Source organism: Okibacterium endophyticum, from assembly GCF_054780075.1.
In genome coordinates, this window is record NZ_BAAGXA010000005.1 from 216,823 (window position 1) to 235,859 (window position 19,037).

At 65.9% G+C, this 19,037-nt stretch carries 17 protein-coding genes and 1 tRNA gene; 11 read left to right on the forward strand and 7 right to left on the reverse strand.

Going from position 1 to position 19,037, the window contains the following annotated elements; translation table 11 throughout:
• Positions 1–122: 122 nt before the first annotated feature.
• Positions 123–1,121 (reverse strand): Gfo/Idh/MocA family protein, encoded by a 999-nt coding sequence (locus tag ACYVF5_RS05195; protein ID WP_460944035.1) that lies wholly within the window; start codon positions 1,119–1,121, stop codon positions 123–125.
• Between the two features lie 76 nt (positions 1,122–1,197).
• Positions 1,198–2,862, reverse strand: coding sequence for a dolichyl-phosphate-mannose--protein mannosyltransferase (locus ACYVF5_RS05200; protein ID WP_460944037.1), 1,665 nt, complete (start codon positions 2,860–2,862; stop codon positions 1,198–1,200).
• A gap of 123 nt (positions 2,863–2,985) precedes the next feature.
• On the opposite strand from ACYVF5_RS05200, the gene rsmI reads away from it, so the two are divergent.
• Positions 2,986–3,801, forward strand: a complete 816-nt coding sequence (gene rsmI, locus ACYVF5_RS05205; protein WP_460944039.1) for a 16S rRNA (cytidine(1402)-2'-O)-methyltransferase — start codon at positions 2,986–2,988, stop codon at positions 3,799–3,801.
• 8 nt (positions 3,802–3,809) lie between these two features.
• Here rsmI and ACYVF5_RS05210 read toward each other — a convergent pair whose 3' ends face one another.
• Both ACYVF5_RS05210 and ACYVF5_RS05215 read right to left on the reverse strand, forming a co-directional pair.
• On the reverse strand, positions 3,810–5,381 hold the full coding sequence (locus ACYVF5_RS05210) for a phenylacetate--CoA ligase family protein (protein WP_460944041.1): 1,572 nt from the start codon (positions 5,379–5,381) through the stop codon (positions 3,810–3,812).
• Positions 5,378–6,409 carry a nitroreductase family protein gene (locus ACYVF5_RS05215; RefSeq protein ID WP_460944043.1) on the reverse strand — a complete coding sequence of 344 codons (1,032 nt, stop codon included), beginning with the start codon at positions 6,407–6,409 and terminating at the stop codon, positions 5,378–5,380. The genes ACYVF5_RS05210 and ACYVF5_RS05215 overlap by 4 nt, the downstream gene beginning before the upstream one ends.
• 101 nt (positions 6,410–6,510) lie before the next feature.
• On the opposite strand from ACYVF5_RS05215, the gene metG reads away from it, so the two are divergent.
• Genes metG through ACYVF5_RS05250 form a run of 7 tightly spaced genes read left to right on the forward strand, consistent with a single transcriptional unit; the run spans position 6,511 to position 14,771 of the window.
• Positions 6,511–8,091 (forward strand): methionine--tRNA ligase, encoded by a 1,581-nt coding sequence (metG, locus tag ACYVF5_RS05220; RefSeq protein WP_460944045.1) that lies wholly within the window; start codon positions 6,511–6,513, stop codon positions 8,089–8,091.
• Positions 8,092–8,146: 55 nt separating this feature from the next.
• Positions 8,147–9,085, forward strand: a complete 939-nt coding sequence (locus ACYVF5_RS05225; RefSeq protein WP_460944047.1) for a TatD family hydrolase — start codon at positions 8,147–8,149, stop codon at positions 9,083–9,085.
• Positions 9,082–9,921, forward strand: coding sequence for a 16S rRNA (adenine(1518)-N(6)/adenine(1519)-N(6))-dimethyltransferase RsmA (gene rsmA / locus ACYVF5_RS05230; protein WP_460944049.1), 840 nt, complete (start codon positions 9,082–9,084; stop codon positions 9,919–9,921). The genes ACYVF5_RS05225 and rsmA overlap by 4 nt, the downstream gene beginning before the upstream one ends.
• Before the next feature lie 4 nt (positions 9,922–9,925).
• Entirely contained in the window at positions 9,926–10,459 is a 534-nt protein-coding gene (locus tag ACYVF5_RS05235; protein WP_460944051.1) for a hypothetical protein, read from the forward strand.
• A gap of 27 nt (positions 10,460–10,486) precedes the next feature.
• Complete coding sequence (locus ACYVF5_RS05240; protein WP_460944053.1) at positions 10,487–11,422, forward strand: 4-(cytidine 5'-diphospho)-2-C-methyl-D-erythritol kinase; 936 nt, start codon at positions 10,487–10,489, stop codon at positions 11,420–11,422.
• A 5-nt stretch (positions 11,423–11,427) separates the two neighbouring features.
• The gene (locus tag ACYVF5_RS05245) at positions 11,428–12,897 is read left to right on the forward strand and encodes an amidohydrolase (RefSeq protein WP_460944055.1); all 1,470 of its coding nucleotides are present in this window, start codon (positions 11,428–11,430) and stop codon (positions 12,895–12,897) included.
• Positions 12,898–12,956: 59 nt separating this feature from the next.
• On the forward strand, positions 12,957–14,771 hold the full coding sequence (locus ACYVF5_RS05250; protein WP_460944057.1) for an ABC-F family ATP-binding cassette domain-containing protein: 1,815 nt from the start codon (positions 12,957–12,959) through the stop codon (positions 14,769–14,771).
• A gap of 317 nt (positions 14,772–15,088) precedes the next feature.
• Here the strand turns inward: ACYVF5_RS05250 and ACYVF5_RS05255 are convergent, their stop codons facing one another.
• Together ACYVF5_RS05255 and ACYVF5_RS05260 are read right to left on the reverse strand one after the other, a co-directional pair.
• Positions 15,089–15,292, reverse strand: coding sequence for a cold-shock protein (locus ACYVF5_RS05255; RefSeq protein WP_460944059.1), 204 nt, complete (start codon positions 15,290–15,292; stop codon positions 15,089–15,091).
• Between the two features lie 249 nt (positions 15,293–15,541).
• The gene (locus ACYVF5_RS05260; protein WP_460944061.1) at positions 15,542–16,051 is read right to left on the reverse strand and encodes a MarR family winged helix-turn-helix transcriptional regulator; all 510 of its coding nucleotides are present in this window, start codon (positions 16,049–16,051) and stop codon (positions 15,542–15,544) included.
• A 110-nt stretch (positions 16,052–16,161) separates the two neighbouring features.
• Between ACYVF5_RS05260 and ACYVF5_RS05265 the strand changes: the two genes are divergently transcribed.
• The 3 genes from ACYVF5_RS05265 (at position 16,162) to ACYVF5_RS05275 (ending at position 18,730) form a co-directional block, all read left to right on the forward strand.
• A tRNA-Gln gene (locus ACYVF5_RS05265) sits at positions 16,162–16,233 on the forward strand.
• 46 nt (positions 16,234–16,279) lie between these two features.
• On the forward strand, positions 16,280–17,719 hold the full coding sequence (glmU, locus tag ACYVF5_RS05270; protein ID WP_460944063.1) for a bifunctional UDP-N-acetylglucosamine diphosphorylase/glucosamine-1-phosphate N-acetyltransferase GlmU: 1,440 nt from the start codon (positions 16,280–16,282) through the stop codon (positions 17,717–17,719).
• 33 nt (positions 17,720–17,752) lie between these two features.
• Entirely contained in the window at positions 17,753–18,730 is a 978-nt protein-coding gene (locus ACYVF5_RS05275; protein ID WP_460944065.1) for a ribose-phosphate diphosphokinase, read from the forward strand.
• Between the two features lie 28 nt (positions 18,731–18,758).
• Here the strand turns inward: ACYVF5_RS05275 and ACYVF5_RS05280 are convergent, their stop codons facing one another.
• The gene (locus ACYVF5_RS05280) at positions 18,759–19,022 is read right to left on the reverse strand and encodes a hypothetical protein (RefSeq protein ID WP_460944067.1); all 264 of its coding nucleotides are present in this window, start codon (positions 19,020–19,022) and stop codon (positions 18,759–18,761) included.
• Positions 19,023–19,037 lie beyond the last annotated feature (15 nt).

Genomic DNA, 19,037 nt, shown 5'->3' on the forward strand with positions numbered 1-19,037 from the left:
CTCGACAAGCTCGACCACCGTGGGGTTTCGACGGGCTCGGGGTCTCGACAGGCTCGACCACCGTGGGGTCTCGACAGGCTCGACCACCGTGGGGTCTCGACAGGCTCGACCACCGTGGGGTCTCAGTCGATGCGCGTCGGCTGCCTCACACCGAGCCCCGACCGTTTATAGGCGGCATCGATCACGCGCATCGTCGCGATCGAATCTGCCGGGTCGGTGAGCACCGGCGATCCGAGCACAACTGCATCCCTGAACGCCTCGAGCTGAAAGCGATACGTCGACAGCGTGGTCGCATTCTCTGTTCGTGTTCCGTCCGCTGTCCGGATGGTGAGTTCATTGCCGAGCTGAGGGAGGAAGGGGTTGGTGACCGTCAGCGTTCCCCGGTCTCCGACGATCGTCACATGCTGTGTCGACGCAGGCGGATCCATCCACATCGAGCCGGTCGCCTGCCCCGTGACCCCGCTCGGGAACTCGAGGTCGACGGTCATGTCGCCGTCGACATCAGGTGTGAAGGTGTGCGCCGCAGCACCCGTGACGACAGGTTCCTCGCGCACAAGCGCCCGAAGCAGACGGATCGGGTAACACCCGACGTCCATCAGCGACCCACCGGCCAGTTCACGCTGCCAGCGCACATTCGCCTCGTCGGCTTCGATCGAGAAACCGAAGAGCGACTCGATCGATCCGATCGTTCCGAGTTCGCCCGAGTCCACGATCTCGATCATGCGCGCGGTGATGGGGTGATAGAGGTTGTGGAACGCCTCCATCACCACCAGCCCAGTCGATTGGGCGACGGCGGCGACCTCTTCGGCTTCTGCGGCGTTCGCCGCGAACGGCTTCTCGCAGAGCACATGTTTTCCCGCCCTCAGCGCCGCTGTCGTCCACACCCCGTGCAGTCCGTTCGGAGACGGCACATAAACGGCCTCGATGTCGGGGTCGGTCAGCAGTTCTTCATATGACCCGTGTGCAGCGGGAATGCCGTGTTCGGCGGCGAAGGCCCGCGCCCGACCGATGCCACGTGCAGCGACAGCGGCGATCTCGACATCGTCGACGCCGGCGGCCGGAGCGATGAGCGCACGAGGGGCGATGTCTGCCGCGCCCAGGATGCCGATGCGAAGGGTCATAGCCTTCCACCCTACCGATCAGCGGGTGTGTCGTCGTTCCACGCAGCGTCGTCACACGCAGTGTCGTCGCGCGTCGTCAGATCCAGCCGGGCAGCCAGTTGTGCAGCATCCAGAACCAGTGGGGCACCGTGGTGGCCGTCCAGAGCGGATACCAGAAGGCGCTGAGCAACACGGCGGACGTCACAAAAACGACGGTGAGCGCGATTCCGCTTGTGCGCCGGTATCGCTCATCGTCGCGACGACCGAGGATGACGCCGAGCGTGAGGACGAGAGCGAGGATCAGGTACGGCTCGAACGCGATCGTGTAGAACTGGTACACCGTGCGGCCCGTGTACATCAGCCACGGCAGGTACCCGGCGACGATCCCCATGAGGACGAGGCCGGGGCGCCATTCGCGATAGCGCACGAGGCGGTAGGCCAGATAGAAGAGGGCAACGGCACCCGCCCACCAGATCAGCGGGTTCGCCACCGACGTGATGGCAGACGAACAGGATTCGGCGAAGCATCCGTCGTCGCCCGCTCCCGTCTGCCGGTACCACATGCTCGTGGGCCTGGCCATCAGCAGCCAGCTCAACGGGTTGGCCGAATACGGGTGCGACTGCGAGAGGCCGACATGAAAACCGTAGATCGACTGGTGATAGTGCACAAAACTCTGCAGGGTGGTCGGCAGCACCGAGAGAACGCCTGAGAGCGCGTTCTCCGGCTGCTCTGCCCAGTGCCTGTTGTATCCGCCGTCGGTGACGAACCAGCCGGTCCAGCTGGCCAGATAGGCGGCGAGAGCGACCGGCACCAGCAGGATGAACGATATCGGCCCCTGTTTCAGAATGGCCGCGCTGATCCAGAACGGCAGCCCGAGCCTGCGTCGGAGCAGGGCGTCAGACAGAACCACATACAGACCGAACGCCGCCAGAAAATAGAGCCCGGACCACTTCACCGCGGTGGCGGCCCCGAACGCCAGACCTGCGGCGACGAGCCACGGTCGCCACCACAGCGCAGGGCCCCATGCCTGGTCAGAGCCGGTTGCACGCGCGGCAGAGACCGCAGAGCTCAACCGCTGCTCGTGCCAGAGCCGATCGAGCAGCACGCAGAGAAAGCCGACGAGTGTGAAGAACATCAGGATGCCGTCGAGCAGCGCGACGCGCGACATCACTATCGCATGGCCATCGATCGCGAAGAGCAGGCCGGCCGTGATCACCAGAGCACGCGATGCGAAGAGACGATGGGCGACCACCATGATCACCGCAACGGCAAGCGTGCCGAGAGCTGCCGTCACCACACGCCAGCCGAAGCTGTCGCCGGCGCCGAAGATGGCGAGGCCGACGGCGATGAGCCACTTGCCCAGGGGCGGATGGACGACATAGGCCGGGTCGTCGGTGAAACCGTCGGTGCGTCCGGCATTGAAATCGTCGTCGGGGTCTGCGGGCCAGCCGGACTCGTAACCGTTGTTCAGGAGTGTGTATGCATCTTTCACATAGAACGTCTCGTCGAACACAAGAGCGTGCGGATGACCGAGATTCCAGAACCGCAGGCATCCGGCGAGAAGAACAACGGCGAGCGGTGCGCCCCACCTCCAGAGCCACAGACGCACGCCGTGCGACATCACACGCGAGAACCACACGTCCAGACGCGACCCGCGTTCGACGGCGGTCGGCGATCCGGCCGTCACATCACCGGTCTTGAACGCACTCCCGTCCGGTGTCGCCAACACCTCGGCGAACGGCGCTCGGCTCTCGTCTGACACGTAGCAATGCTATGCCGTGCACCCGGCCGTCGACTGGGCCCAGTCGATCGGGCCATCGACTGGGCCCGTCGAGCGACACCTGCACCGTGCCGCCTGCACCGTGCCGCCTGGCAGACTGGGACCATGATCACCCTCGCGGCAACACCCATCGGCAATCTCGGTGATGCCTCTGCCCGGCTGGTCGAAGCGCTCGAGAGCGCCCGTGTCGTCGCGGCCGAAGACACACGCACGACCGTGCGCCTGCTGCAGGGGCTGAAGATCGCCAATCGCCCGCGCCTCGTGAGCCTGCACGAGCACAACGAGCGCGAGAGGTCGGCCGAACTGATCGAGCTCGCCAGGGACGAAGACCTTCTGGTGCTGAGCGACGCCGGGATGCCCACGGTCTCAGACCCGGGGTACCACCTGGTCGAGCGGGCGGTCGCCGCCGGCATCCGCGTCACCGCCATCCCCGGCCCGAGCGCCGTCATCACGGCGCTCGCCGTGTCTGGTCTGCCGACGGACAGGTTCAGCTTCGAGGGGTTCCTGCCGCGCAAACGCGGAGACCGCCTGCAGGTGCTCAGGGGGCTCGAGCGCGAGCGACGCACGATGGTGTTCTTCGAGTCGCCGAATCGTCTGGGGGCATCGCTCGTCGACGCGGCCGAGGTCTTCGGCGGCGCCCGACGCGCAGCTGTCTGCCGGGAGCTCACCAAGTTCTTCGAAGAGGTCAGGCGCGGCACCCTGGACGAGCTCGTGGCCTGGGCCGCAGAGGGAGTGCGTGGCGAGATCTGCCTGGTCGTCGCGGGCGCGGAGCCCGTTCAGCTCGATCTCGCCGCCGGCGTCGCCCGGGTGCTCGATCTCGTCGGCCGGGGCGAACGACTGAAGGACGCCGCGGCGTTTGTCGCATCCGAGACGGGCCTGGGCAGACGAGACCTCTACGAGGCAGCTCTCGCCGCGCGGTGACCCCGGGTCTACCTCTCGACGACGTTCCCGAGGTCGAGGCTCGCCGCGGCCGCCGAGGCGGCGTCGAGATGGGCGACATACTCGTTCTTGAGCTTCGCCCCGTCCCCTGAGAACGGGCCGCTGCGGAACCGGTAGAACGCGATCGTCGGGAGCATCCGCTCCGCCGACGTGAGCACGGCGTTGTGGAAGTCGCCGTTGACCCGTCGCAGGTCGGCCGCTATGTGAGCGCGCAGCACCGCCTCGTCGGAGGGGGCGGCCGCCCTCGCTCCGAGCTGGATGGCGATGTGCAGCTGGCGATCTCCGTGTTCGTCCTCGAAGCTGATCAGGCGATGGTTCTCGACGATCGCCATGAGCTCGGGATGCGCGTTCACGACGTCTCGCACGGAGTCGGGGCCGACGACGGCGCCGTTGAAGTCGACCGACAGGTCGCTTCTGCCGTAATGGAAGAGCAGGGGAAGATCGAGGAACTGCTGCTCGCGCACCGCCGTCAGCCCGAACTCGTCGAGGATCGGGTCGAGTTCCCGTATCCGCATCACATGGCCGCGATCGTGGATGTTGTAGCGGATGCGAGGATTGACGTTCTCTTTGCGCGCGATCGAGACCACGAGCTCGCCGCCGTCGTTCGTCTCGATGAGGTAGTCGTATGGGTTGAACTGGAAGATCATCGGGAGCACGCCGTACTCGTGCTGCCGTGACACCCGCCTCGCGAACTCGGGATGTGCGATGAGCGCCCGTCGCAGCTCGACCGTGTAGTCGGTCTCGATCGCGAGGTTGATCTCGAGGTCGGAGGCGCCGTACGAGCCGTAGGCGGAATGCGCGAACCGCAGGATGTGGGAGCGCATGCTCTCGCTGATGCCCTCGCCGCCGAACGCGGCGACGATGTCGTAGTCCGCCCACGGCAGGCTGTCGTCGTCGAAGAGTGCTTTGAGGAAGGGCGGGTAGCTCAGGATGATGTAGGTGTAGCCGGTGCCGAACTCCCGCATCGTCTCGATGATCTTGCGCTTGTCCGGGCCGATGGACTTGATCATCGTGACGTCGGTGAGGGCTGTGGTCACGTTCATGCCGGTCGCCCAGGCACCGAGGGAGAAGGCGTTGAGCACAAACGGCTGCTTCGTCAGCGTCTCGGCCGTGCGGGAGAAGCCCACTTGAAGAAGCTGCCGGGTAGCGAGCCGTTCCGGTCGTCCGCGCACCCAGCTCGTGGGTGATCCCGAGCTGCCAGAGGACTCGTCGACGACAACCCCACGACGCGGCAGCCGCCCGCCGACGCTGCGCTCTGGGATCGGCCAGCGCTTGATGTACCGGTCCTTGTCCATCTCGGGAATGGTCTGCAGCGCCTGGGTGATGCCGCCGCGGGTGGACAGACGGCCCGAGAACCCGTTCTCGCGGAGGAACGCGCGATACGCGGGAACGCGCTTGGCCGCGCGTTCGAAGGTGCGCCAGGTTCTCCACCGTCCGAGCGTCCAGCGAAGCGGCTCGATCCCCGGCATCAGCAGTACGCGATGGGTGGAGACGCGCGGGGTGAACAGCTGCACGAACTTGTCCTGCAGAAAGACGAAGGTGAAGACGAGCATCCGCTTCATGAGGTCTCTCCGACGAGCATGGCCGGGAGCCGGCGCCGGTGCGCGAGGGGAGGGCGTGCGGAGTATCCGAAGCGGAACAGCATCCAGGCCATCTCGCCGTCGCGCTCGTCTGCGCCGACGGCCTCGGCGAACACGGCGTGCGATCGCGGGTTCGTGATCACCGTGCCGAACGGATGCAGGACGACTCCCAGCCGGGTGAGCCCGAGCCAGAGTCGCATGAAGGTGCGCCCCGCCTCGACGTAGTCCGCCGGCCCGTCGAAGGGGCCCTCGATCCAGCCGAGCTGATGGACCCCTCGCATGGTGCGAAGGTAGACCGCGCGGAGGATCGCGCCGAGAACCGGTGCATCCCAGAGGCGGCGATGGCCGAGCGCGAAGCGGAGGATGCGCCCGGGCATGAGCATCGTCTCGGCGCTCAGGCCGTCTGCTCGGAGGGCGGCCTCCTCCTTGCTGAAACGCAGCCAGGCCATGATCTCCGCATAGACGGCGTCGTTGCGCAGGTCGTCGAACAGTGTGGCCTGGTTCACCCGCACGATGCGCCTGACCAGCGCCGGGTCGTCGGTGCTCCGGAAACGATAGCCGGCAGACGCGCAGATCGACTCTGCCTGCCGGAGCACCTCGACGGGAACCGGGCGGGCGTTGTACGGGCGTCGTGACGTGCGGCGGCGGATGAACGCCGTATGCGCCTCACGGTCGGTGTCGTCCGCCTCGTGTGGCGAGAGGCGCACGACGGCCAGGCGGTGCAGCCGTGTGGTCGAGGCGAAATCCATCTCGGCATGGTCGAGGTCCTCCACGGTGCGGAAGCCACGCGCGGCGGCGACCACCCGGAGCGATTCGAGGAAGACGCCTGCGCAGACGTGCGCGAAGGGGATGCCGAAGGACTCGGCCGGCAGGCCGAGGTCGAGATCGTAGAACACGGTCGCCTCGTCGTCGCCATCGACCCTGACCTTGATCGGCTGCGAGTTGTGCGGGCTCGGGTAGCGCCGGGCGTCTTCGAGGATGCCCGCCCACGGAGCGTCGGTCGGTGGCATACGTTGACCCTAGCGTGTCGCTGCCTGCCCCCTCTTGCTTCGATTCGCGGGGGATGTAACGCACGCCGGGAGCCGGGCCGGCACGTCCTAGGATTGACACCATGTCGACCGGCAACTCCTTCTATATCACCACGCCCATCTTCTATGTGAACGATGCACCCCACATCGGCCACGCATACACCGAGGTGGCCGTCGACATGCTCGCGCGCTGGCACCGTCAGGCCGGTGACGACACCTGGTCGCTGACCGGAACGGATGAGCACGGTGAGAAGATCCTCCGCACCGCCACGGCCAACGGCGCCACCCCCCAGGAGTGGGCGGACAAACTCGTCTCGGAGTCGTGGAAGCCGCTGCTCGAGACCATCGACATCGCGAATGACGACTTCATCCGCACCACGGACGCCCGCCACGAGAGCGCTGTGCAGACGTTTCTGCAGAAGCTGTATGACGACGGCTACATCTATTCGGGTGAATACGAGGCGCTGTACTGCGTGGGCTGCGAGGAGTTCAAACCACAGTCGGAGATCCTCGACGGCACCGGCCCGTTCGAGGGCCTGAAGGTCTGTGCGATTCACTCGAAACCGCTCGAACTGCTGCAGGAGAAGAACTACTTCTTTCGTATGAGCGATTTCGCGGAGCGCCTGCTCGCGCTCTATGAGGAACGCCCGGACTTCGTGCAGCCGGAGTCTGCGCGCAACGAGGTGACGCAGTTCGTGCGCCAGGGGCTGAGCGATCTGTCGATCTCGCGCACAACGTTCGACTGGGGCGTCAAGGTGCCGTGGGACGACAGCCATGTCGTCTATGTCTGGTTCGACGCGCTGCTCAACTACATCACGGCGATCGGCTATGGCAACGACGACAAGACATTCGCCAGACACTGGCCGGCGACGCACATCGTCGGCAAGGACATCCTGCGTTTTCACGCGGTCATCTGGCCGGCCATGCTGATGGCTGCAGGGCTCGAGGTACCGAAGCAGGTGTTCGGCCACGGATGGCTTCTCGTCGGCGGCGAGAAGATGTCGAAGTCCAAGCTCACCGGCATCGCTCCGACCGAGATCACCGACACGTTCGGGTCTGACGCATTCCGCTATTACTTCATGAGAGCGATCGCGTTCGGGCAGGACGGCTCGTTCAGCTGGGAAGACCTCTCTGCCCGATACCAGTCCGAACTCGCCAACGGGTTCGGCAACCTGGCGTCGAGGGTCATCGCGATGATCAACCGCTACGACGACGGCGTTGTGTCGCAGGCAGCTACCGAGACCGACGCAGAGCGAGAGATCCAGCGTCTTGTGGCGGAGGCATCCGTCGCCGCGGACGCGGCGATCGAGAAGCTTGCGATCCACGATGCGATCCACGAGATCTGGGCCATCGTCGATGCGCTGAACGGTTACATCACCGAGCAGGAGCCGTGGGCTCTGGCGAAGGATGCCGCGCAGAAGGATCGCCTCTCGACGGTTCTGTACACGGCGGCCGAGGGCTTGCGGGCACTGGCCGTTCTGCTGTCGCCCGTCATCCCGCAGGCGACGCAGAAACTGTGGGTGGCCCTCGGTGCCGAACCGGAACTCGGCGCGCTGGTCGAGCGCCCTCTCCGAGACGCGGGCATCTGGGGCCAGCTGCCCGCCGGGGCCGTCGTCGGCCAGCTCGACGCGCTGTTCCCGCGCATCGAGCAGCCCGCCGCGTAACGCCGCAGCAGGGTGCTCCGTCGTGTTCCCCGGCGAGTGGGGTACCGTCGAGGGTATGACCGACTCCGCTCCTCTCGGCAAGCGCAGGACCGGTGGCCAGGGTTATCCGCCGCTCCCCGAGTCCCTGCTCGTGCCGGTGTATGACAACCACACCCACCTCGACCCCACTGTCGGGTCGACCGGGCCGCATGCCGGCGAAGACGAACTGGACTACCGCGAGCACCTCGACCGAGCGTCGAGTGTCGGCGTGCACGGTGTTGTGCAGGTGGGGACCGATGTCGAATCGTCGACGTGGAGTGCCGAGACGGCAGCCGTCGAACCGCGTATGCTCGCGGCGGTGGCGATCCACCCGAACGAAACGCCTGATCTCGAGGAACGCGGAGAACTCGACGACGCACTGGCGGCGATCGCGGAGCTCGCCACCAGACCGCGTGTGCGTGCGGTGGGCGAAACGGGTCTGGACTTCTATCGCACCGGCGAAGACGGGCGCGGGGCTCAGCAGAGATCCTTTGAGGCGCACATCGAGATCGCGAAGCAGAATGGCCTCGCGTTGCAGATCCACGATCGCGACGCCCATGCAGAGGTGATCGAGACGCTCCTCAGGGTGGGTGCGCCGGAGCGCACGGTGTTCCACTGCTTCTCTGGCGATATGGAGATCGCTCGCACGTGCGCGCGCAATGGCTGGTACATGTCGTTCGCCGGCACCGCGACGTTCAAGAATGCGCAGAACCTGCGAGACGCCCTCGAGGTGGCACCTCGATCGCTGCTGCTCGTCGAGACCGATGCACCGTTCCTCGCCCCTGTTCCCTACCGCGGGCGCCCCAACGCCCCCTACCTGCTGCCGCACACGGTGCGAGGCATCGCCGCGTATCTTGAAACGGATGTCACCATGCTCGCCGCCCAGATCACGTCGAACACCGAGTATGTCTACGGGCGCTGGGACGACGAGCCCGTCGCCTCGCAGCGCGATCCGTTCGAAGACGGCGCCGAGTGAGCCTTCTCGGCCCGGCAGAGGTCCGTGACCTCGCAGACCTGCTCGGTGTGCAGCCCACCAAGAAACTGGGCCAGAACTTCGTCGTCGACGCGAACACCGTGCGCAGGATCGTGCGTGTGGCCCGCGTCGCCGAGGGCGAGCACGTTGTCGAGGTCGGCCCCGGACTGGGCTCGCTGACACTCGGGCTGCTCGAGGTGGGAGCGCGCGTCACGGCCGTCGAGATCGACGGACGCCTCGCCGCACAGCTGCCGAAGACCGTCGAGCTCATGCAGCCGGGTGCGCAGCTGACGGTGAGGGCCGAAGATGCGCTTCGAATCGCGGACCTGCCCGGCGACCCGACGAAGCTTGTCGCGAATCTGCCCTACAACATCTCTGTTCCCGTTCTGCTGCACCTGCTCGAGCACTTCGAGACGATCAGGTCGGGCGTTGTGATGGTGCAGGCCGAGGTGGGTCACCGGCTCGCGGCCTCGCCCGGCTCGAAGGTCTACGGCGGGCCGAGCGTCAAGGCTGCCTGGTACGGCCACTGGAACCTCGCGGGCAACGTCAGCCGTCAGGTCTTCTGGCCCGTGCCGAACGTCGATTCCGTGCTCGTCCGCTTCGAGCGTTCCGAGGTCGCGCCGGGGACAGAGGCCGAGCGCAAGCGCACCTTCGCCCTCGTCGATGCGGCATTCGGGCAGAGGCGCAAGATGATGCGCCAATCGCTCGGCCAGGTTCTCGACGGCACAGAGGCGGCGACAGCGGCCATGGAACGCGCGGGTGTTCCGCCGACGGCACGGGGCGAGTCACTGATGATGCCGGACTTTCTTGCCATAGCGAGGCAGAGCGCGCCAGACTGAGGTCATGGCCGTATCAGCGAGTGACAGGCAGGCCGGTGACGACTCCGTCGAGAAAGCCACGGGCAGAAGCCGCGATCAGTGGCGCTCGCTTCTGGGCAGCAGCGGAGCCGCGACCTGGTCGCATACGGCGACCGCGTCATGGCTCGTCGACGAACACGGGGTTGACGGCTGGTGGGCGCAGAGCATCACCGTCGACTTCGAGCAGCACATCGGGCGCCGCAAGCCCGGGCAGCGCGCAGACGGCACCTTCGAGGTCAGTGTGAGTCGCACCGTTCCACTCGAGCAGAGACCGGCGCTGGATGCCGCCATCGCGTCGGTGACGAGTGGGGTCGGCTCTGATCCCGTGGCCGTGAACACCGGCGGAAAGCACATCAACGCCCGGTGGAACCTCGACGACGGCCGAGCATTGCTCGCCGCCGTGCAACCGAGCAAGAACGGCAGGTCCGCTGTGTCGTTGACGCTGTCGAAGATCACAGACGAGTCGACGCTCGCCGATGCGAAGGCCATGCTGAAGGAGTTCTCGGCGTCATGTGGCTGATGCCTGGCCTGCATTAGGTTTAGAGGTATGTCGCTCTCTCCGTCTGCCCAGGTCGCTCATGCCAGGGCGCCGGGCAAGATCAACGTCTTTCTCGCCGTCGGCAGTGTCGGAGACGACGGTTATCACGATGTGGCGACGGCATACCAGGCGGTGTCGCTCTATGAAGACGTTCGAGCGCGTCTCGCCGATGACTTCACCGTTCGTTTCACCGGGCCGATCGATGCTGCAGACCTCAAGACGGACTCGTCGAACCTCGCGATCAAAGCGGCGAAGCTCCTGGCGCGCAAGACCGGATACAAGGGCGGTGTGCATCTCTCGATCGAGAAGAACGTGCCGATCGCGGGGGGGATGGGCGGTGGATCGGCTGACGCTGCCGCAACGCTCATCGCGTGCGACGCCCTCTGGGGCACGAATCTCAGCCGTGACGACCTCGTGCGCCTCGCCGCGAGCCTCGGGGCCGATGTGCCGTTCGCGCTGGTCGGAGGCACGGCCATCGGAATGGGCAGGGGAGACGAACTGAGCCCTGCCCTCGCGAAGGGCACGTTCCATTGGGTGCTCGCGCTCGCCGAGTTCGGGATGCCGACACCCGCGGTCTATCGACGCCTCGATGAGCACCGCGCACGCCACGTGCTCGACATCTCGCCGGCCACAACGGCACCGCAGGTCGACGCCAATGTGCTGCAGGCACTGCGAGCCGGAGACGCGGCGATGCTCGCCGAATGCCTCTACAACGACCTTCAGGCACCCGCGTTGCAGATGCATCCGAAGCTCACGAAGATCATCGAACTCGGCGAGACCAACGGCGCACTCGCGGGAATCGTCTCTGGTTCCGGCCCGACCGTGGCGCTTCTCGCCGCCGACGTCGACAGTGCTCTCGACCTGCAGATCTCGCTCAACGCCTCTGGCATCAGGGCTGTGCGCGTCACCGGTCCTGTGCACGGTGCCAGGCTGCTGAGCGACTGACGGTCGTGAGCACCCGGGACGAGCCCATGCTGATCACAGGCGCCAGGCTCACATCCGCTTCCGATCCCGTTGACGTCTCTGTGCGTGACGGACGCATCATCGGCATCGGGCCTGCGGCCGGGCCGGCGACAGAGGGGCACGAGGTCGCGCTCGACGGGCGATTCCTGCGCCCTGGCCTCTGGGATTCGCACGTGCATTTTCGCCAGTATGCGGGCGTGCGGCGCCGGCTCGATCTGACGTGGGCACTGTCGGCTCGAGAGGCGGTCGACACCGTCTCAGCCCTGCTGCGCGCGTCGCGTCGCGCGATTCTCGGCTACGGGTTCAGAGACGGCCTCTGGCCGGACGAACCCTCGACGGCGATGCTCGACGCGATAGCGCCCGATGTCGCGGTTGTGCTCGTGAGCGGAGACCTGCACTGCGGCTGGTTGAACAGCGCAGCTCTCGCGCAGTTCGGCCTTCCGCGTGACACAACCGGACTCGTGCGCGAGGGGGACTGGATCCCCGTGCTGAACCGGCTCGACGCGCTGCATCCAGACCCCGGCGACACCGCTCTGCGCGAGGCGGCACAGGCGGCTGCGTCTCGTGGTGTGGTCGGCATCGTCGATTTCGAGACCGACGACAACCTGGCAGAATGGCCGGCGCGGCTCGAGCCCGGATTTCCCCCTCTGCGTGTGGAGGCGGCTATCTGGCCGTGGCACCTCGAGCAGGCGGTCGCGGCAGGGCGCCGAACGGGTGATGCTGTGCAGGGCACAGACGGACTCGTCACGGTCGGGCCCCTGAAGATCGTCGTCGACGGCTCGCTCAACACACGCACCGCATTCTGCGTCGACCCGTACCCTGGCCTCGAGGGCCGTGCGGATGCGTGTGGTGTGCTGAGCGTGCCTGCTGACGAACTGCGCGGGTTGATGCGCGCGGCAGACGATGCCGGGCTCGGACTCGCTGTGCACGCGATCGGCGACCGCGCCAATTCGCTTGTGCTCGACGCCTATGCCGATCTCGGCATAACCGGAACGATCGAGCATGCGCAGCTCGTGACGGCCGAAGACATCCCGCGTTTCGCGCAGCTGGGCGTCACGGCGAGCATTCAGCCGGAGCACGCGATGGACGACAGGGATGTCGCCGATCGCTATTGGGCGGGACGCACCGACCGCGCTTTCGCCTATCGCTCACTCGTCGAATCCGGCGCAGCCATCCGGCTTGGATCCGATGCGCCTGTTGCTCCTCTCGACCCGTGGATCGCGATCGACGCAGCTGTGGGGCGAGCGAGAGACGGGCGCGAGGCGTGGCACCCCGAGCAATCGATCGGGCTCGAGACCGCGCTCGCCGCGTCTGCGAGGGGCCGAACCTCGCTGCGTGAGGGCGACCGTGCCGATCTCATCGTGCTCGACGCCGATCCGTCGACCGCGACAGAGCTGCGAACGATGCCGGTTGCAGGAACCCTCGTCGCGGGGCAGTGGAGCTGGCGGGCCTTCTGACGCCGTTGTGCGAACCGGCTGGTTCGCACAACGGTCTGGCTCGACTACCCTCGGTACACGTGGCACATCTCCTCGGCGCTGAAGCGCTGCACCTCGAATACCCGACCAGGGTCGTCTTCGACTCGGTCACCATCGGCATCAACGAGGGCGATCGCATCGGCGTCGTCGGACGCAACGGCGACGGCAAATCGACTCTGCTCTCATTGCTGGCCGGGCGGCTCGAGCCGGACGACGGGCGCGTGACGAGACGCCGCGGCGTGACGATCGGTGTTCTCGACCAGAGAGACGAGCTCGACGACGACGCACGGGTCGGCGAGACCATCGTGGGCGACATCGATGAACACGAATGGGCAGGCGATGCTCGTGTGCGCGACGTTCTCGCCGGGCTCGTCGCCGACATCGACTGGCACGCGCGGCTCGGCTCGCTTTCGGGAGGTCAACGCCGCCGCGTCGCGCTCGCCGCTCTGCTCGCCGGGGACTGGGACGTGCTCTTTCTCGACGAGCCGACGAACCACCTCGATGTGGAGGGGATCGCCTGGCTCGCCGGTCATCTGAGAACCAGGTGGCCGGCGTCTTCGGGTGGGCTGATGGTGGTCACACACGACAGGTGGTTCCTCGACGAGGTGTGCACGGCGACGTGGGAGGTGCACGACCGCATCATCGAACCGTTCGAGGGCGGATACGCCGCATACATCCTGCAACGGGTGGAGCGCGACCGGATGGCGGCGGCGAGCGAGACGAAGCGTCAGAACCTCATGCGCAAAGAGCTCGCCTGGCTGCGCCGCGGCGCCCCGGCTCGCACGTCCAAGCCGAAGTTCAGGATGGACGCGGCCTTCGAGCTGATCGAGAACGAGCCGCCGCCCCGCGACACGGTGTCACTGACGTCGATGGCCATGCAGCGCCTCGGCAAAGACGTCGTCGACCTGCTGGACGTCTCGGTGACCTACCCGGCACGGGAGGACGGCGAGCGTGGTGAGCACACCGTGCTCCGAGACATCGAATGGAGAATCGCACCGGGGGAGCGGACGGGTGTTCTCGGTGTCAACGGTGCGGGAAAATCCACCCTTCTCGGCCTCGTCGCGGGAACGGTGGAGCCGACCGAGGGCAGGGTCAAGCGAGGAAAGACCGTGAAGATCGCCATCCTCGACCAGCAGCTTCGCGAACTGCACGAGATCGGGAGCGACCCCGTGCGAACGGTCATCGGCCGCGTGAAGACGACGTACGTCGCCGGCGGCAAAGAGGTCACGCCCGGGCAGCTGCTCGAGAGACTCGGGTTCTCGAGCGCCCAGCTGTCGACGCGGGTGAAGGACCTGAGCGGTGGGCAGAAGAGGCGACTGCAGCTGCTGCTGATCCTGCTCGACGAACCGAACGTGCTGATCCTCGACGAGCCGACGAACGATCTCGACACCGACATGCTCGCGGCCATGGAAGACCTTCTCGATTCGTTCGCGGGAACCCTTCTTGTGGTGAGCCACGACAGGTATCTGCTCGAACGCATCACCGACCAGCAATACGCGGTTCTCGACGCGCACCTGCGTCATCTGCCGGGGGGAGTTGACGAATACCTCGCCCTGAGACGTGCTCAACAGAGCGATTCCAACCCGAGTCCTCAGACAGGACAGGTCAAGGCGCCCGGTGCACGGAGTCTGTCCGGCGCTGCGCTGCGCTCTGCGCAGAAAGACCTGGCCTCGGTCGATCGGCGTATCACCAAGGTCCAGGGGCAGATCGTCGACGTGCACGAGAAGCTCGCGACGCACGACCAGAGCGACTACGTCGGCATCGGCGAGCTGAACGACGACCTGCGCCGCCTGCAGGACGAGGTCGCCGAACTCGAAACGAGATGGCTCGAGCTCTCGGAGAGCCTCGAAGGCTGAACGCGTCTCGCCGAACACCCCCTCTGGCCTGCTGACCACCGAGCACGCGTGCTGGCAAGCGACGAGCAGGGGTGCTGGCAAGCGACGAGCAGGGGTGCTGACTTCGACGAGCACGCGTGCTGGCCAACACTCTGTGCGCGTGCGCAGCCCCCTCTGGCACACCCGCGACTCGTGCCAGAGGATGCCGTCTCGGCGTCGCCGCCGCTCAGACGGTCGCTGTTGTGAAAAACGCGATCCCCGCACCGTTCAGGTGCGGGGATCGCGGAGGTTGTTGCGTGCTGTCCTACAGCTGCGCACTCAGATCTGACGAGTCAGATTCAGAGGGGGCGGATGTTCTCAGCCTGCAGGCCCTTGGGGCCCTGAGTGGTCTCGAATTCGACCTTCTGGTTCTCGTCGAGCGAACGGTATCCGCTCGAAGCGATAGCCGAGAAGTGCGCGAAGACATCGGCGCTTCCGTCATCGGGGGTGATGAAGCCGAAGCCTTTTTCTGCGTTAAACCACTTGACGGTTCCTGTTGCCATGGTGTTCTCCTCCGGGGAGTGTTATGTGTGATTCCGACTGTCGGAATCACGCGAGGCGGTGTTCGCTCCCTTTGGAAATACACCGGCTCCGGGTGGAACCAGCGCGTCAAATATCACTGCGTAACACAACTACTGCATGTGCAGCTTAGCGCGTTTATCTCAGTGTCAGGTGAACATTGTGTAACAACTCGTTTCTTGCAGTGTTGTCTCATCGATCTCCCGGGCTGTTTCGTTGTCGAAACCGACGTCTCACGGGGCTGTTTCGTCGTCGAAACTGATGCTGAGTTTGCGCAGCAGACCGGCCAGGCGCTCTTGTTCGCTCGAAGACAGGCTCGCGAGCAGCTCCGCTTCGGCATCGACCAGCCGGGTGATCGCGGCATCGACCCTGGTCAAGCCGCTCGACGTCATCGTCACCAGAATGCCGCGTCCGTCGTTCGGATCCGTTCGCCGCTCAACCAACCCCCGCGACACGAGTCTGTCGATCCGATTCGTCATGGTGCCGCTCGACACCAGAGTTTGCTGCAGCAACTGCTTGGGGCTCAGCGTGTATGGGCTCCCCGCTCGCCTGAGCGCCGAGAGCACGTCGAACTCCCAGGACTCGAGCTGGGATCGTGTGAAAGCCGTGCGCCTGGCCCTCTCGAGATGGCGGGTGAGCCGACCCACTCGCGACAGCACCTGCAGAGGCGCGAAGACGAGATCGGGTCGCTCGCGCTCCCACGCGTCGACGATGCGGTCGACCTCGTCATTGTTCTCCGGCATCCGTTTATTATCGCGCGATGCGGGTCGTTCGGCCGCGCATCGGGCGTTCTCGCACCGAACCGGCCCGTGCATCTGGCAAACTTAACTCTTGCGCGTCGTCAAACACGTGATCCGCCTTGGTGTAACGGCAGCACGGCAGCCTTTGGAGCTGTGAGGTCCAGGTTCGAATCCTGGGGGCGGAGCGGCCACCACGCAGCGGATCGCTGCGGAATCACCGAAGGGCGTTCCGTGACCGATACACACCTCGCGATCGTGATCCTCGCCGCTGGGCAGGGCACTCGCATGAAGTCGAAGACCCCGAAACTGCTTCACCCGATCGCCGGAGTGCCGATCGTCGGCCATGTGCTCGCGACCGCGCGGGCCCTCGACGCCGAGCACGTGATCGCTGTCGTCCGTCACGAGCGAGACCTGCTCGTCGATGTCATCAGGCGCGAACTGCCGCGGAGCATCATCGTCGATCAGGACGACGTTCCTGGCACCGGGCGCGCCGTCGAGCAGGCTGTGGACGCCCTGCCCGCGGGCTTCACGGGGGACGTGCTCGTGATCAACGGCGACGTCCCGTTGCTCGACGCGCAGACGCTACTGAGCCTCATAGAGCGTCACCGATCCGGAGGCGTCTCAGCGACGATCCTCTCCGCCGTCCTCGACGACCCCACCGGATACGGCCGGGTCATTCGCCGTGAGTCAGGCGATCTCGACTACATCGTGGAGCACAAGGACTCGTCAGACGACGAACGGGCCGTCACCGAGGTCAATGCGGGTGTCTACCTCTTCGGGGCGGCTGCGCTCAGAGCACAGCTTTCCGGGCTGACGACGGCCAACGCCCAAGGCGAGAAGTACGTGACGGATGTGATCGGCCTGCTCCGGCGGGCAGGCGACAGCGTCGCGGCGATCCCCGTCGACCGGCCGTGGATCGTCGAGGGCGTCAACGACCGGGCACAGCTGAGCGCCCAGGCGGCACGGCTCAACGCGATGATCATCAGGGGATGGCAGCTCGAGGGGGTGACCGTTCAGGACCCGGCCACGACCTGGATCGACGCGACCGTCAGCATCGCCAGAGACGTGACGATCAAGCCCGGCACACAGATTCTCGGTGCGACGGTGATCGCGGAAGGGGCGGTCGTCGGCCCCGACACAACGCTCGTGGACTGCGAGATCGGCGAGGACGCCGAGGTGAAGCGCACCGACGCGACGCTTGCGGTGATCGGCCCGCGGGCATCCGTCGGCCCGTTCTCGTACCTGAGACCGGGAACCCACCTGTCTGAGGACGGCAAGATCGGCACCTTCGTCGAGACGAAGAACGCGCGCATCGGCGCGGGCAGCAAGGTTCCGCACCTCTCGTATGTGGGCGACGCCGAGATCGGCGAGGGCTCGAACATCGGGGCGGGAAGCATCTTCGCGAACTACGACGGGGTCAAGAAGCACGGTTCGACCATCGGTTCGCACGTGCGCACCGGGTCGCACGGGGTCTTCGTCGCGCCGATTAGGATCGGTGATGGCGCGTATACCGGTGCGGGCACCGTTGTTCGCAAGGATGTCCCAGCCGGGGCGTTGGCGATCACTGTAGCTCCCCAGCGCAATATGGCGGGATGGGTCGAAGAACATCGGCCGGGAACCGCAGCGGCAGGGGCTGCCGCAGCCGCTTCGGCGAACGACGAACAGCAATGAGTGTAGAGCCGGCGACGGCAGAAAGCAGGGCACGTGTCCGGCATTAAAATCACGGGTCAGAAACGATTGGTTCTGGTTTCGGGGCGTGCGCACCCCAAACTGGCCGAGGACATCGCCGAGGACCTCGGTTCGGAGCTTGTGCCGACGGATGCCAGGACGTTCGCCAATGGCGAGATCTACGCTCGATACGACGAGAGCGTCCGCGGATGCGACGCGTTCGTCATTCAGTCCCACTGCTCGCCGATCAACGAGTGGCTGATGGAACAGCTGATCATGGTCGACGCGCTCAAGCGCGCCTCGGCGAAACGGATCACCGTGGTCGCGCCGTTCTATCCCTACGCCCGGCAAGACAAGAAGGGCCGCGGGCGCGAGCCGATCTCTGCGCGCCTCGTCGCAGATCTGTTCAAGGCGGCGGGCGCCGACCGGATCATGTCTGTCGACCTGCATGCGGCCCAGATCCAGGGTTTCTTCGACGGCCCGGTCGATCATCTGTTCGCGATGCCGGTTCTGCTCAAGCACTTCACAGAGAAGCTGGACCCGACATCGCTCACCGTTGTGTCACCGGACATGGGCCGGGTGCGCGTCGCCGACATCTGGAGCGACAAGCTCGGAGCACCGCTCGCGATCATCCACAAGCGTCGTGACCCGCTTGTTCCGAACCAGGTCAGTGTGCATGAGATCGTCGGAGAGGTCGAGGGCAGGGTGTGCCTTCTCGTCGATGACCTCATCGACACCGGGCGCACGATCGTCCGCGCGGCAGAGGCTCTCAAGGCCGCCGGCGCGATCGGCGTCGTCGTCGCGGCCACACACGCTGTCTTCAGCGACCCGGCAACCGAGCTCCTGCAGAGCGATTTCATCGATGAGGTCGTCGTCACGGACACGCTCCCGCTCGCGGAGTCGAAGAGATGGGACCGGCTGACGGTGCTGCCCATCGCCCCGCTCATCGCGCGCGCGATCCACGAGGTCTTCGACGACGGGTCTGTCACGTCGATGTTCGACGGCGCTGCCTGAGGATCGGTGCGACAGGCGGCTCAGGTCTTCAGCCGCTTTTCTCGGCGAACGTGCCCGGGTCCGCCTGGGCGATGCGATGGGCGTGCTCGAGCAGGTCGTCCTCTGAGATCGCGATTCCGGCGTCGTTGAAACGCTGGCGAAGGGCAGACAGGACTTCACTCTCGTCGTGACCGGCGAGGTCTGCCTCTTCCTGCTGCAGGATTCCGCGCACCTTCTCGTCATCGGGCTGAGAATGCTGGTCTTGGACCGGTCCCGTCTGGGACTGGCGGTCGTGTGATGTTTCTTCTGGCATGGGAACTCCCGACGC